Below are 13703 nucleotides of genomic sequence, written 5' to 3' on the forward strand. Positions count from 1 at the left end.
AACCGATGTGGCAGAGGTACGGGTGCAGGTGCAAGATCAGGTGGCGGTGTTGGTGCTGGACAATCCGCCACTCAACGTGTTGTCGCGGGACATGGCCAGCCGCCTGCGGGCGGCTGTCGAACAGGCGGTGTCTCGCGAGGACGTCGTGGCACTGGTCGTCACGGGGGCTGGGGATCGGGCGTTCGTCGCGGGGGCGGACATCAAGGAGTTTCCGCGGGTGATGGCCGAGGACGGAGCCGAAGCCTTAGCCTTGGAACTGGACGCGAGTCTCGACGTCTTGGCCGCCTGCCGGAAGCCGACCATCGCGGCGCTGAATGGGGTCACCCTGGGCGGAGGTCTGGAGCTGGCGTTGGCGTGCGATTTTCGCATCGCAGAAGTTCAGGCGCAACTCGGCTTTCCGGAGGTGAAGTTGGGGTTGTTCCCCGGCGCCGGAGGGACCCAACGGCTCCCGCGCCTCATCGGCGCGAGCCGTGCCAAGGAAATGATCTTTGGCGGCGAGCCGATTTCGGCGGAGGAGGCCCACCGGATGGGGCTGGTCAACCGCGTCGTGGAGACCGGACAGGCCGTCCAGGCGGCCATCGATTTCGCCCAGGTGTTCCGCGCCCGGAGCCTGGCCACGTTGGCGTTGGCAAAGCGGGCCATTGACGAAGGGCTGGAGATGACGTTGGCCGACGGCATTCGCCACGAGGCGCACCTGTTCGGCGAGGTGTTCCGCACCCAGGACGCGGTGGAAGGGGTGCAGGCGTTCCTGGAGAAGCGGGCGCCGCGGTTCACCCACCGGTGATTCGGCCGCGTGCGTCTTGCGCCCGCTCGGGTGTCACGCCGTCCAGCCACCGCCCGTCGGCCGTTCGCACCGGCGCGTGATGGGAGGCGGGCGGCAGCCCCGCCCGGGCCGCTGCGTCCGGATGGACCAGCACAAACAACTGCTCGAGCCCGTCGATGAGACGGGGGGAGGGCCGGCAGTAGAGGCCTTCCGCGAGGATGAATACCCGCCGGTTGCGGATGGCGGGGATCTCCCCCCAGCCAGGGCGGTGGAGCAGTTTCGCGAGCGGGACCTTGTGCTGCACGACGCCCGTCCAGACGGCGAGCAGGAAGTCCGGCTTCTCCTGGATGACGGCGCTGCCGTCATCTTGCACCTGGTCCCCCGGACGGTCCGCGAACACGTTTTCGGCTCCGGCCAGCCATGAGATCTCCGTCAACCAGTTGCCGGACGCCGGGGAGAAGATGGGGTGCGGCCACCACTCCCAGTACAACCGCGGCCGCCAGGCGACGGTAGCTGCCGCGTCTTGAACGCGATCGATCCGCTCCCGCAGCCCGTCGATAATGGCCTCCGCCCGGCCCGGGGGGACGGCCCCGGGAAGGGCGTCCTCGAGGCGGCGCAGGTCCGCAAAGATATCGGCCACGGAATGCGGGGAGAACACCAAGTGCGGCAAGCCGGCGGCTGAAATGGCCTGTACGACGCGCTCCATTCCCGGGACCGAGAGCGAACACAACGTCAGATCGGGCCGAAGGGCAGCGACTCGGTCGACGTCGATGTCGAGGTCGGGTCCCACCCGAGGCAGACCTTCGACCGCATCGGGAGGGTAGTCGGAGTACAGGTCCACGCCGACGAGGCAGTCGGAGAGCCCGAGGGCGTGCACCAGCTCGGTGTTGCTTGGGCATAGGGAGACGATGCGGGGGCGGACAGGCATCGGATCACCTCCGGCAGGAAGGAGTAAACAGGATGGTCGGTTATTGGCTCATGCTCAGCATCCTCGCCTTTGTCACCTTGTTCGGCGCCGGGATGGCCGTCAACATGATTTTTCGGCGCTGGTGGGCCGCGTCGTTGCCATTTGCGGCCTTTTCCGTGTATCTCATGGCAGCGGCAGGCGCCCGGATGGTGTGGCCGGAGTGGATCCTGTACGGCGTGGCAGCGGCCGGGGTCATCCTCTCCTGTTGGACCGCGCGGGTGCTCGGCAAGCGCGGATACCCGCTGTTCTCTTGAATTTCATTATAGGGTTCGGCGGCCCGCGGAGCTACCGCTTGGGCGGCGGGCGGGCCGGACCCGGCAATCGGCTGGGAGGAATGACGTGTTGCGCCGGTGGGTGTGGCCGCTGACAGCGGCACTGTTGATCATTGCAGGATACGCGAAGTTCGTGGAAGCTTCCGGGGTGGTTGTGTTTCTCTTCTCCGCGGCGGCCATCATTCCCTTGGCGGGTTTGATGGGCCGGTCGACGGAAGCCATCGCGGCGCACGCGGGACCGCGGGTGGGCGGACTCCTGTCCGCGACATTCGGCAATGCCGTTGAGCTGATCATCGGGGTCATCGCGCTGAACGCGGGGATGTCGACGCTCGTCAAGGCGTCCATCACCGGCTCCATCCTCGGCAACATGCTGTTCGTACTCGGTGTGAGTTTCTTCGTCGGCGGCATCCGTCATCCCATCCAGCGGTTCAACATTCGCGCCGCCCGCAGCAACGCATCCATGTTGATGTTGAGCGTCGGGGTCGCCTTCATCGTGCCCGCCATCTTCAGCACAAGCCAGGATGCGGCGAGCCTCACCATGTCGACGGTCGTCGCCCTCGTCTCCTTGCTGCTGTACTTGTCCGGGCTGTATTTCACTCTGTTCACCCATCGGGAGGTGTTCGAGTCCATCAACCACTACGCGGGTGAGGACGAGCAGCACTGGCGCCTGTGGCCGGCCATCGGCGTGCTGCTCATCACCACCGTCTGTGTCGCCTTCGCGAGCGAATGGTTGGTCGGCAGCATCGAGGAGTTGGCCACCCGCATGGGGTGGAGCGAGGTGTTCATGGGCGTGGTCATCGTCGCCATCGTCGGCAACGCTGCCGAGCACGCGTCGGCAGTATGGATGGCGTGGAAGAACCGCATGGACCTGTCCTTGGAGATCGCGGTGGGCAGTACGCTGCAGGTGGCCATGTTCGTCGCGCCGGTGTTGTTTCTCGCCAGTCTCGCCCTTGGGCACCCGATGCCGCTGTTGTTTTCGTGGCCGGAATTAGCCAGCATGGGGGCAGCCGTGCTGCTGGTCGTGGTCTTGATGATGGACGGGGAGTCCAACTGGTTGGAAGGCGCCTTGGCCTTAGGGGCGTATCTGGTCATGGCGGTGGGTTTCTACACGCTGCCGTCCATGTTGTAAAGCAGGCGGGGAGATCCCCCGCCTGTTTCCGTTACCGCAGTTTCGGCGTATACCCTTTGGCCGACAGCCGCTCGAGGATGATCTGGACGTGATTCGCGTCGCGCGTCTCCAGGTCAATTTCCACTTCGGTCTGGCCGAGGGAGATCCCGGTGCCGACGCGGTGGTGTTGGATGGAGACCACGTTGGCGCCGAGCGCTGCAAACACGTCGAGCAGGTCGCGCAACGCGCCCGGGCGGTCGTACAGGTGGACAGCGAGCCGCAGATACCGGCCGGCGTCGGCCAATCCGTGTTCGATCACGCGCGAGAGCACGGTGACATCGATGTTCCCGCCCGAGAGCACCACGACGACGTTGCCGAGGCCGGACGGGAGTTTCTTCGTGATGCAGGCGGCCAGGGCCGCCGCGGCCGCTCCTTCGACCACCAACTTACTGCGTTCCAGCAGGAGCACGAGCGTCCTCGCGATCTCTTCCTCCTCCACCGTCACCACGTCATCCACATACGTCTGAATCAGTTCGAACGTCAGCTGGCCCGGCCGGCGCACCGCGATGCCGTCGGCGATGGTGGGTTGCGCGGGGATGGTCTCCACGCGCCCGGTGTCGAGCGCGTGCCGGAAGCAGGCAGCGTTCGCCGCTTCAACGCCGTACACCCGCACGGCGGGGCGGAGGGATTTGACCGCCAAGGCCACACCGGCCGCCAGACCACCGCCGCCCACCGGCACGACCACGGCGTCGACCTCCGGGAGCTGCTGGAGGATCTCCAGGCCGATGGTCCCTTGCCCCGCGATGACCAGCGGGTCGTCAAAGGCGTGCACGAACGTATAGCCATGGACCTTTTGCAACTCCAGGGCGTGCTGGTAGGCGTCGTCGTAGCTCGTGCCCGACAACACGACGGTCGCGCCGTAACCTTGGGTGGCCGAGATCTTGGCGAGGCTCGCCGCCTCTGGCATAACGATCACGCAGGGACTGTGGTGGCACGATGCCGCGAATGCGACGCCCTGGGCGTGGTTGCCGGCGGAGGCGGCGATCACTCCGCCTTCTCGCTCCTCCGGTGACAGCTGGGCGATCTTATTGTAAGCGCCACGCAGTTTGAATGATCCGGTCTTCTGCAGGTTCTCGAGTTTCAAGAAGACGCGGTGCCCGGACAGGGCGGAAAAGGTGTGTGAGGGATCGAGTGGCGTCTGTTGAATGACGCCCGCAAGACGCTCTTGGGCTTGTCGCACGTCGTCGAGAGTGGGCCGTTTCATCTGATGAACCGACATGTGCCGGACTCCTTCCCGCGGTTGAACCGGTGGTTGTGTTTCTTGCAGGGCTCGTTTAAGCTAAGGTCAGCCGGCCGGCCGCGCCAGGCGCGCAGGCCGATGCCGACGGTCATGGCCCATGTCCATGGCCGATGTCATTGTAGCAGAGCTGGGAGATGAGAGAAACTCGGGCGGGGCGCTTGCCCGCCGAGGGGAGGCGCTGGCATGGTCGACGTGGCGAGCCGGGTGAGGCCGGGCATCAGCGGGATCGATCCGTATCAGCCTGGCCTGACCGACGACGAGCTGAAACACCGTTACGGACTGACGCGAGTTATCAAACTGAATGCGAACGAAAATGCCCTCGGTCCTTCTCCGTTGGCCCTGGAGGCCATCCGGCGGGAGCTGGAGACGCTGCACCATTACCCGGACGGGTCGAGCGAGCTGCTGCGGGAGGCCATCGCGGCGTTCCACGGGGTATCTCCGGAAGCGGTGCTGGTGGGCAACGGATCGGACGACCTGATCAAGTTGATCTCGGAGACGTTTCTCGATCCGGGAGACGAGGTGGTGGTCCCGAAGCCCTCGTTCTCCCAATACGGATTCGGCGCGGCCATCATGCGGGCGACGGTCGTCCCGGCGGCGCTTCGGCCGGATTTCACCTACGACGTGGAGGCTGTCCTGGACAAGGTGGGCCCGCGCACCAAGTTGGTTTATCTGTGCACGCCCAACAACCCGACGGGGACCATCATCACGCGACGGGAGCTGGATTGGCTGTTGGAACGGCTGCCGGAGGATGTGCTGGTGGTGTTGGATCTGGCGTACAACGACTATTCTCAGCACCCGGAGCGGGTGGTCGAGGACACGCGGCTGCTGGCGGATGCGCGGATCATCGCGCTGCACACCTTCTCGAAACTGTATGGATTGGCAGGGTTGCGCGTCGGCTATGGCTTGGCGAACCCGGAGGTGTGGTCGTTCGTCAACCGCGTGAGGGAGCCGTTCAACGTCAATCGGGTGGCCCAACGAGCGGCCGTTGCGGCGCTCGCGGACGAGGAGCACCGGCGCCGGTCGCAGGCGCACGCGCAGGCGAGCCGGGCGTATTACGCCAAGGCCTTGGCGGAACTGGGGGTACCGTCCGTTCCGACGGAGGCGAACTTCATTCTGGCGGAGACGAAAGACGCCAAGGGCACCGTTCAGGCCTTGATGGCCCACGGGGTCATGGTGCGCGCGGGCTTCGGGTTGCCGGATCATGTGCGCATTACGTTCGGCACGGAGGAAGAAAACGAGGCTTGCATCGAGGCGTTGGCGGCGGTGCTGCGCCAACGGGGTTGAGATACACGCAGGGCTGCATGGCCGCCCCGGCAGGGTGACTCCGCCGGGGGCGGCCTTGTCGTGCTGGACGGGGGTTGGCCCGGACTCTGGACGGAAGGTTTCATCCGCTGGGGCGACCGCTATCCGGGAGAGGTCAGTCCAATTCGCCGGGGCTTCCCGTCGCCTCCATAGGGGATTGGCCGCGGCGCCGGTCACGCCAGAACAGATAGACCGCCAAGACGAGCCCGGCGAGGACGAGCGGTGCGGCGGTCCATTGGGCGGCGTCCCAGTGAAACAGATAGCGAGGCGAGTCTCCCCGGAGCATTTCGAGCAAAAACCGAACGGCATTGTAAGACACGAGGTAATAGGCGAACAGGAAGCCCTTGGGCCAACGGCGTTGTTTTAACACTAACAGCAGGGCGAAGAGAATGACGTCGGCCTGTCCCTCCCACACCTCGGCGGGCCACAGGGGTTGATCCCCGTAGGTCATGCGGGCGAGTGTACCTTGGGGGTACAGCAGGCCGAAATCGTGATGCGTGGGATCTCCGAAGGCGTCGCCGTTCATCAGATTGGCATCGCGGCCGATGCTTTGGCCGAGCAAGAGGCCCGGCGCGACGATGTCCGCCATGACCCACAGGTCGAGGCGGTGCCTCCAGATGTACCAGAGTGCCACCAAAAATGCGCCGGTGACGCCGCCTTGGATGGACAGACCGCCGTGCCAAATCGCCGGGATCTCGGCCGGATTCTGCCGGTAATAGGGCCAGTCGAAGAAAAACACCTGCCAGAACCGCGCACCGACCAGCCCGCCGATGAGCAGGCCAGGTGCCATGTTCCAGAAATGGGGGACATATTCGGATTTTCCGTCCGCGCGGGCAAAGTACAGGACCGCGCCGAGGCCGAGCAAAAACGCGGCTGCAAAGATGGTGCTGTAGGCGCGGACCGGAAAGTGGCCGATCCAAAACCAGTACTGATGCAACGGTTTCGCCTCCTCATATGGGCACACATACCCAGCTTGTCTATTATAACACTGGGTGGGCATGGTACAATGGAGCCTGTCCGCAGCCCGGGGCGTCCGGGCTGCGGCAGTTTCGGAGGCGGCGGAGAGGTTAGTTCTGGCCTTCGATGGAGCCGGACGGCGCGTCGTGAGGCGGCTCCCGGCGGGGGCGTTTGCGGTCCGAGAAAACCGGGTTTTCATCCCAGTAGGGCGAGATGGACGCCTGCCCGGGGCGCCAATGCCCGGACTTGCCCAGGTGATCCGGCTGGATGGCAGCGCCGTACGGGCCGTCCGGGAACTCCTCCGGCATCAGGTCGTTGCGCTGGGCTTGAACGGTCGCCAGCTCCGCGTTCGGTTCTCCCGATTCCACCATCGGCCCGGGATCGTACCGGCCAGAGTTGACACTTTGCGTGACGTGTGTCTCATTTGAAACTTGACGGTGTTCGTCCACGGACACGGCACCTCCTGTCTGGATCCGGCCGTGCGGCCGTCCAGTCCATAGCGTGTGGTGGGGAAGGCCAAACTATCCTCGGCGGCAAAGCGCGCCTCTGCCGCCACCGGGCGTGAAGCCAGATGTGGAGGATTTGAATCCAAGGAGAAAGGATGCATCGGCATGGCACAGACGCAACCCGGACCGGTACGGGTTCGGTTCGCACCCAGTCCGACCGGATCATTACATATTGGAGGAGCCAGGACCGCGTATTTCAACTGGCTGTTCGCACGCCAGCACCAGGGTGTGTTCGTCCTCCGGATCGACGACACGGACCTGGCCCGTTCGACGGAGGAGTCCTACCGGCAGATTCTCGACGGTTTTCGCTGGCTCGGAATCGATTGGGACGAGGGTCCGGATGTCGGCGGGCCGTACGGACCCTACCGGCAGTCGCAGCGCCTCGACATCTACCGTGCGCAGCTTCAGCAACTGGTGGAGGCGGGCAAGGCGTATCCTTGTTTTTGCACGCCGGAGCAGCTGGCGGCCGATCGGGAACGGGCGCAGGCCGCGGGACAGGCGCCGCGTTACGCGGGCCGGTGCCGGGATCTGACCCGGGAGGAGGTCGAGCGGCGCCTGGCGGCCGGGGAACGGCCGGCCTACCGCCTGCGGGCTCCGCAGGAAGGGACGACGGTCGTGCACGACCTCATCCGGGGAGACGTGGCGTTCGACAACGCGGAGATCGACGATTTTGTCATCTGGAAGAGCGACGGTATGCCTACGTATCACTTCGCCAGCTGCGTGGACGACTATCTGATGGGCATCACGCACATCATCCGCGCGGAGGAGCACTTGTCCAACACGCCTCGGCACATCCAGCTGTTCCACGCGCTCGGCGCTCCCATTCCGGCGTTTGCCCATGTGCCGATGATCCTGGCACCGGATCGCAGCAAGCTGAGTAAGCGGCACGGCGCGACCAGTGTGCAGGAATACCGGGAACAGGGGATCCTTCCGGAAGCGCTGATCAATTATCTGTTGCTGCTCGGATTCTCCCCCGGGGAAGATCGTGAGGTCATCAGCCGCGACGAGGCGGTGGCGGTCTTCGATCTCGAGAAGGTGACCAAGCACGCGGCGGTTTACGACGTAAAGAAGCTCGAGTGGCTCAACGCCCACTACCTGCGGGCCATGCCGGCGGAACGTGCCCTGTCGCTGATCTGGGAGACACTGCAGAAGCGAGGCTGGGTCGGCGCGGACCCGGGACGGGAGACGTTGGCCTGGCTGCTGAACCTGGTCAGGGCCGTGCAGGAGAGAAGCCGCAGCATGGGGGAACTGGCCGGCAGCATGGCGTACTACTTTGAGGCTCCGGCTGCGTACGACGAGAAAGGGGTGCGCAAGCATTTCACCACGGCGGCTGCGGATCGCCTGCTCGAGGCCGCGGATGCTCTGGACAGCGCGACGCCTTTCACCGCGGCGAACGTGGAGGCGGTGTACCGGTCACTCATCGCAGCGTGGGGCATTAAGGGCGGCGAGTTGATTCACCCCACTCGATTGGCGCTCACCGGCGTGACGGTGGGGCCGGGGTTGTTTGATGTGATGGCGTTGCTCGGCCGGGCAGAGTGCCAGACCCGGATGCGGGCCGCCGCAGCGTGGATCCGGCGGTCCGTCTGACGGACCTGCCGGATGCCAACGAGAGGGATTGGTCGTAATTTCCTGCCGTCGGACGGGTTGACAGCGGGGTGGGCCCCCGCTATAATCCAGAAGTGTCGGCGGGACGTTGCCGAATGGTGTAATGGTAGCACGACTGACTCTGGATCAGTTAGTCTAGGTTCGAGTCCTAGTTCGGCAGCCAGTGGCCCTATCGTCTAACGGTTAGGACGCCGCCCTCTCACGGCGGTAATAGGGGTTCGAATCCCCTTAGGGTCACCACCTGGGTCATTAGCTCAATTGGTAGAGCATCCGACTCTTAATCGGCAGGTTGAAGGTTCGATTCCTTCATGACCCACCAACCCGATACCGACGACAGAGTGTGATGCCGCTGCGGGGAACCCCAGCGGCTTTTTCGCGTCTGTTGACCTGGTGGTGGCGAGCGGGTGACGGGTGGCTTCCCAAGGCCGCTGGCAGCTAGAACGCCTGGCGGTGGGGGGCCTGGTGGGTGGTACAATGGAAGCAGACGTGGCCGGGGGAGGGTCGGTGGTTGCATCCGTTGGATGAAGAAAGGCGGCGCCTGGCAGCGCAATGGTTGGAAGCCTATGGGGATCGGGTGCTCCGCTTGGCGTACCTGTACACCGGAGACGAAGGGCAGGCGCAGTACGGGTTCCAGGAGACGTTTGTGGCGCTGTGCCGGCGGCCGCCGCGCGTTGCGGATTATGCGCACGAACAGGACGCCGTGATCAGCGCCGCCCTGGCCGTTTGTGCCACGGCCGGTGGAGGTCCGGTGCTGACGAAAGACACGGCACCCTTCGGCGATCCCGGTGACCAGCCGAGCATCCAGCCGACGGAGGCGCACCCGGCTGCGGCGTTGGCGGAGGTCATCGCCCGGTTGGAGCCGGAGCTTCGATCCGTGTGGCTCGCCTCCGTTTTCAGCGATCCTTCGCCGCACCGTCTGGAGCGCCTGCTCCTGCTCCCGGTGCGGGTGATCACCCGGAGGTGGGCGGCTGCACGGCGGCAGTTGGCTGCGGAAGCGGCCGTCCGCGGGTGGCCGATGCCTGAGGATGCGCTGGATCAGGTCCGGTGGGTAGAGGCGCAGGTGGCGGACATGCAGGTCCCGGAGTGGCTGTACCACCGAACAGAGCAGTGGATTCGGGCCACCGCCGCCCAGATCGAGGCGGAACGGCACCACCGGGGTCCGGTGGTGTGGACCATCGGCGCCGGGATTCTACTGGTGTTCGGATTGGGGTCGGCGGTTTACGGCGCCTATCGCCCGGAGGCCGCGGCGGTGACGCCGCCGCCACCGGCCGCTCACCCGAGCGCTCCCGGTCTCCCGGCCCCCTTCGAAGGCTTGCCGGTGAGTGAGAACGCTCAGTTCCGGCTGCCAAATGACTTCCCATTGGACTCACTGCGACGTGCCGTGTTGGCTCCCGATGGACTGTATCTGCCCCAGTTGGTGCAGGCGACGGACAGTTGGCCGGCGATCAAGTTGCAGAAAGCCCCTTACACGGGCTCCGGGTCCGCGTTGGACAAGGCGTTGGCAGACGCTGGCCGGATCGAGATGGTCCCCCCGCTGAACGACCGAGGGACAAGGCAACCCGTGAATTGGACCATCGCCGACTGGTCCGTCCATGTCACCGGAGACTGGGCGGTCGCCGTCGTCACGTGGAAACCCGCGTCCGGGCCGGATGTCGTCACACAGCTGTACGGATTGTATCTTCCGAGTGGAGCCTCCGGCCTTTTGCTCTCGGCGGAGCCCGCCGCGGCGCCTCCGGCCGTCGCGGTGGGTGGAGGCCGCATTGTGGTCCAAGCTGCCGAACGGCCGCCAGGCGCCTCCGGCGGGGCGCCCGTTCAGGTGTATACATTATCTGGAGAGGCTCCGCTGCGGGCGTTGGTCAACGCGGGCCAGCTGAACGCGCCCTTTGGCGTGATGGACAAACCGGCCATCGTCGGTGGGACCCTCGTGTTCCAAGGCATCCGAGGACAGTCGGACGGCCCTGCGCCGGTGACCACCGCCTGGTATACCCTCTCGTGGTCGGATCAACTGGCGCGGTACGTCGGACCGCCAGCGGACGCGCAGCCTCACTGGCCGGTCCGGGGGGAGGCGGGCGATTTGTGGTGGTGCGAGACCACGCCCGATGAGGATCACCGCGGCCTCGTCCACGTCTGGATGGGGGCTTTGACGGACGCCTCCGCGGCACAGGCGCAGGAACCCGCTGGCCAGTTGGCAGGTTCGGTCCCGTTTTTCACGGCGTCCGATCAGCGGGTCGCGTGGGTCCAAACGACGGGCGGGGTCACCCAGTTGGTGGTCGCATCGGTCAATTGAGGGAGAGAGGAGGGCGGTGAAATGGATGAGCGAATCCGGGCCAAGCTGGCGCTTTTGCCCGCGAAGCCGGGCGTGTATCTCATGAAGGACGAACGGGGCCAGGTGCTGTACGTGGGTAAGGCCAAGGTGCTGAAGAACCGGGTGCGCTCCTATTTCACCGGATCGCACGACCGCAAGACCCAGGCACTCGTATCCCGAATCCGGGATTTTGAATACATCGTGACCGACACCGTGGTGGAGGCGCTGTTGCTCGAGTGCAACCTGATCAAGCAGCACACGCCGCCGTACAACATCATGCTGCGGGACGACAAGGCATATCCGTACATCAAGTTGACCAACGAGCTGCATCCGCGCCTGGAGATCGTGCGCCGGGTGCAGAACGACAAGGCCAAGTATTTCGGCCCCTACCCGAACGCCACGTCTGCCGCGGAGACCAAACGCCTGTTGGAACGGTTGTACCCGCTGCGCAAATGCCGGACGCTGAAAAAGAAGGTATGCCTCTATTACCACATCGGGCAGTGCCTGGCTCCATGCGAGTTCCACGTCCCGAAGGAGACGTACGAACAGATCACCAAGGAGATCACCCAGTTCCTCAACGGTGGCCACCGAGCCGTGCAGGAGCAGTTGAGGGAGCAGATGCAGCGGGAAGCCGAGGCCCTGCGATTTGAGAGAGCCAAGGAGCTGCGCGATCTCATCCAGCACATCGACCGGGTCATGGAGCAACAGAAGGTGACCGTGGCGGACCAAGTCGACCGGGACGTGTTCGGCTTCGCGGCCGAGCGGGGCTTGTTGTGTGTCCAGGTGTTCTACGTCCGCGCCGGCAAGCTGATTGAGCGCTCTGTCGCAATCATGCCGCATTACGGTGAACCCCTCGACGACTTCATGTCGTACGTGGAACAGTTTTACTTCGCGCAGCACGACGTCCCCAAGGAGATCCTGTTGCCGCAGGGGGCGGCGAGCGACGCCTTGGCGGGTTGGCTCCACGCCCGCTGCCTGCATCCCCAGCGCGGCCCGAAGCGCCAGTTGGTCGATCTCGCCTGTGAAAACGCCCGCCTGGCCTTGGAAGAGCGCCTCCGGCTTATGGAGCGCGACCAGGAAAAGACGCTCGGGGCGGTCGCCGAGTTGGGGGACATCCTGGCCATTCCGGTTCCGCACCGGATCGAGGCGTTCGACAACTCCAACCTGCAGGGGGCGGACGCCGTGGCTGCGATGGTGGTGTTCGTCGATGGGCGGCCGGCGAAGGCGGAATACAGGAAGTACAAGATCCGCACAGTGCAGGGGCCGGACGACTACGCTTCGATGCGGGAAGTCATCCGGCGCCGGTATACTCGGGTCTTGAAGGAGAAGCTGCCCCTGCCGGATCTCATCGTGATCGACGGCGGAAAAGGCCAGTTGGCGGCAGCGCTGGACGTCCTGGAGAACGAATTGGATCTTGACATCCCGGTGTGCGGTCTGGCGAAAGACGACCGCCACAGGACAAGTCAGCTGTTCTTCCGGGACGATCCGGAGCCGGTGGCCATCGACCGGCATTCGCAGGCGTTTTACCTGCTGGAGCGGATCCAGGACGAGGTGCATCGGTATGCCGTCACCTTCCACCGCCAAGTTCGGAAGCGGACCGGTCTGGCGTCGGTACTCGACGAGATCCCGGGCGTTGGACCGCAGCGGCGCAAGAAACTGTTGGCACATTTCGGATCCCTTCAGGCGATTCGGGAGGCGCCGCTGGATGCGTTTCGCCAGGTGGGCATCGGAGAGAAATTGGCGGAAAAGATTCAGCAGCACCTGGCGGCGAAGGGTTGAAACGTCCCTTTGCCGTTTCTTGACGGTGTGATGCGCAATCAGTACAATTTACAAGGGAATCAGGAAGGCCTACCCTGGCGAGGCAGTCGTCCGCGACTGCCGTTACATATGTCGTCGGCCACGCTGTCGGGACCGGGGAGACCTCGAAGGGAGGCACTTAGGTGGCACAAGCGCAATCTCACTCGGAGTTCGTACTGCGCCGTCTGCACACGCTGGCCGGGGTGGTCCCAGTCGGGCTGTTCCTGCTGGAACACCTGTTCACCAATGCCATGGCCACCACCGGTGCGGCGTCATTCAACAGCGCGGTCGATACCATTCAACACATCCCGTTCCTGCACTTCATCGAGTTCTTCTTCATTTTCCTGCCGTTGACGTATCACGGCGTGTACGGCCTGTACGTTGCGTTCACGTCTGGTTACAACGCCGGGCAGTACTCGTGGGGCCGGAATGTGTTGTTCGTGCTGCAGCGGGTGACGGGTGTGATCACGTTTGTGTTCATCATCTACCACCTGTGGACCACGCGCTTCTCCGGGCGGGCGCCCACATTTGACATGGTACATCAACTGATGTCCAATCCGGCCTATCTGTGGTTCATGGTGATCGGCGTGGTCGCGGCGACGTTCCACTTCGCCAACGGCCTGTGGTCGTTCTGCATCCACTGGGGCATCACCGTGGGCCAGCGCGCGCAGCGCGTCACGGCGTACGTGACGATGGTCATCTTCGTCGTGCTGGCGGCTGTCGGCATCGAAGCCATTTTCGCCTTCACCCGCGCAGCCTGAGCGGGCGACAGGACCATTCGGGCGCGGATATGTCGGTTGCGCCTGCTGAGGTAAGGAGGG

Annotated in this window: 12 protein-coding genes and 3 tRNA genes; 11 read left to right on the forward strand and 4 right to left on the reverse strand. The window is 64.7% G+C overall.

Features of this window, described 5'->3' with window-relative positions:
• Window positions 1–7: 7 nt before the first annotated feature.
• Window positions 8–784 carry an enoyl-CoA hydratase/isomerase family protein gene (locus tag N687_RS0100785; RefSeq protein ID WP_029420054.1) on the forward strand — a complete coding sequence of 259 codons (777 nt, stop codon included), beginning with the start codon at window positions 8–10 and terminating at the stop codon, window positions 782–784.
• Here N687_RS0100785 and N687_RS0100790 read toward each other — a convergent pair.
• A complete protein-coding gene (locus N687_RS0100790) occupies window positions 771–1691 on the reverse strand; it encodes a cobalamin-binding protein (RefSeq protein ID WP_051662837.1) in 921 nt (306 codons plus the stop codon). The two genes, N687_RS0100785 and N687_RS0100790, sit on opposite strands and share 14 nt — an antisense overlap.
• 32 nt (window positions 1692–1723) lie before the next feature.
• Here N687_RS0100790 and N687_RS0100795 point away from each other — a divergent pair, with 32 nt between their 5' ends.
• Together N687_RS0100795 and cax are read left to right on the forward strand one after the other, a co-directional pair.
• The gene (locus tag N687_RS0100795; RefSeq protein WP_029420056.1) at window positions 1724–1984 is read left to right on the forward strand and encodes a hypothetical protein; all 261 of its coding nucleotides are present in this window, start codon (window positions 1724–1726) and stop codon (window positions 1982–1984) included.
• An 88-nt stretch (window positions 1985–2072) separates the two neighbouring features.
• Complete coding sequence (cax, locus tag N687_RS0100800) at window positions 2073–3131, forward strand: calcium/proton exchanger (protein WP_081841615.1); 1059 nt, start codon at window positions 2073–2075, stop codon at window positions 3129–3131.
• A 31-nt stretch (window positions 3132–3162) separates the two neighbouring features.
• Here cax and ilvA read toward each other — a convergent pair whose 3' ends face one another.
• Window positions 3163–4389: a threonine ammonia-lyase gene (gene ilvA / locus N687_RS0100805; RefSeq protein ID WP_156039991.1), complete on the reverse strand. Its 1227-nt coding sequence runs from the start codon at window positions 4387–4389 to the stop codon at window positions 3163–3165.
• A gap of 204 nt (window positions 4390–4593) precedes the next feature.
• Between ilvA and hisC the strand changes: the two genes are divergently transcribed.
• Complete coding sequence (gene hisC / locus N687_RS0100810) at window positions 4594–5694, forward strand: histidinol-phosphate transaminase (protein ID WP_029420059.1); 1101 nt, start codon at window positions 4594–4596, stop codon at window positions 5692–5694.
• Between the two features lie 133 nt (window positions 5695–5827).
• Here the strand turns inward: hisC and lgt are convergent, their stop codons facing one another.
• Complete coding sequence (gene lgt, locus N687_RS0100815) at window positions 5828–6649, reverse strand: prolipoprotein diacylglyceryl transferase (protein WP_029420060.1); 822 nt, start codon at window positions 6647–6649, stop codon at window positions 5828–5830.
• A gap of 130 nt (window positions 6650–6779) precedes the next feature.
• A complete protein-coding gene (locus tag N687_RS0100820; RefSeq protein ID WP_231493360.1) occupies window positions 6780–7118 on the reverse strand; it encodes a hypothetical protein in 339 nt (112 codons plus the stop codon).
• A 162-nt stretch (window positions 7119–7280) separates the two neighbouring features.
• Here N687_RS0100820 and gltX point away from each other — a divergent pair, with 162 nt between their 5' ends.
• The 7 genes from gltX to N687_RS0100855 all read left to right on the forward strand — a co-directional run bounded on the left by gltX (window position 7281) and on the right by N687_RS0100855 (window position 13643).
• Window positions 7281–8762 (forward strand): glutamate--tRNA ligase, encoded by a 1482-nt coding sequence (gene gltX, locus N687_RS0100825; RefSeq protein WP_029420062.1) that lies wholly within the window; start codon window positions 7281–7283, stop codon window positions 8760–8762.
• Window positions 8763–8869: 107 nt separating this feature from the next.
• Window positions 8870–8943: transfer RNA gene (locus N687_RS0100830), tRNA-Gln, on the forward strand.
• 2 nt (window positions 8944–8945) lie between these two features.
• Window positions 8946–9020, forward strand: a tRNA-Glu gene (locus N687_RS0100835).
• A gap of 3 nt (window positions 9021–9023) precedes the next feature.
• A tRNA-Lys gene (locus tag N687_RS0100840) sits at window positions 9024–9099 on the forward strand.
• A 147-nt stretch (window positions 9100–9246) separates the two neighbouring features.
• Complete coding sequence (locus tag N687_RS0100845) at window positions 9247–11067, forward strand: RNA polymerase sigma factor (protein WP_029420063.1); 1821 nt, start codon at window positions 9247–9249, stop codon at window positions 11065–11067.
• A 21-nt stretch (window positions 11068–11088) separates the two neighbouring features.
• Window positions 11089–12864: an excinuclease ABC subunit UvrC gene (gene uvrC / locus N687_RS0100850; protein ID WP_029420064.1), complete on the forward strand. Its 1776-nt coding sequence runs from the start codon at window positions 11089–11091 to the stop codon at window positions 12862–12864.
• Between the two features lie 161 nt (window positions 12865–13025).
• On the forward strand, window positions 13026–13643 hold the full coding sequence (locus N687_RS0100855) for a succinate dehydrogenase cytochrome b558 subunit (protein WP_029420065.1): 618 nt from the start codon (window positions 13026–13028) through the stop codon (window positions 13641–13643).
• Window positions 13644–13703: the final 60 nt, after the last annotated feature.

Source organism: Alicyclobacillus macrosporangiidus CPP55, assembly GCF_000702485.1.
Lineage (GTDB): Bacteria > Bacillota > Bacilli > Alicyclobacillales > Alicyclobacillaceae > Alicyclobacillus_H > Alicyclobacillus_H macrosporangiidus_B.

Bases quoted from the DNA above. Each gene is read 5' to 3' on its own strand.
- uvrC (WP_029420064.1), top strand. From the start codon at position 11,089: ATGGATGAGCGAATCCGGGCCAAGCTGGCGCTTTTGCCCGCGAAGCCG.
- N687_RS0100790 (WP_051662837.1), bottom strand. From the start codon at position 1,691: ATGCCTGTCCGCCCCCGCATCGTCTCCCTATGCCCAAGCAACACCGAG.
- N687_RS0100795 (WP_029420056.1), top strand. From the start codon at position 1,724: ATGGTCGGTTATTGGCTCATGCTCAGCATCCTCGCCTTTGTCACCTTG.
- ilvA (WP_156039991.1), bottom strand. From the start codon at position 4,389: ATGTCGGTTCATCAGATGAAACGGCCCACTCTCGACGACGTGCGACAA.
- gltX (WP_029420062.1), top strand. From the start codon at position 7,281: ATGGCACAGACGCAACCCGGACCGGTACGGGTTCGGTTCGCACCCAGT.
- hisC (WP_029420059.1), top strand. From the start codon at position 4,594: ATGGTCGACGTGGCGAGCCGGGTGAGGCCGGGCATCAGCGGGATCGAT.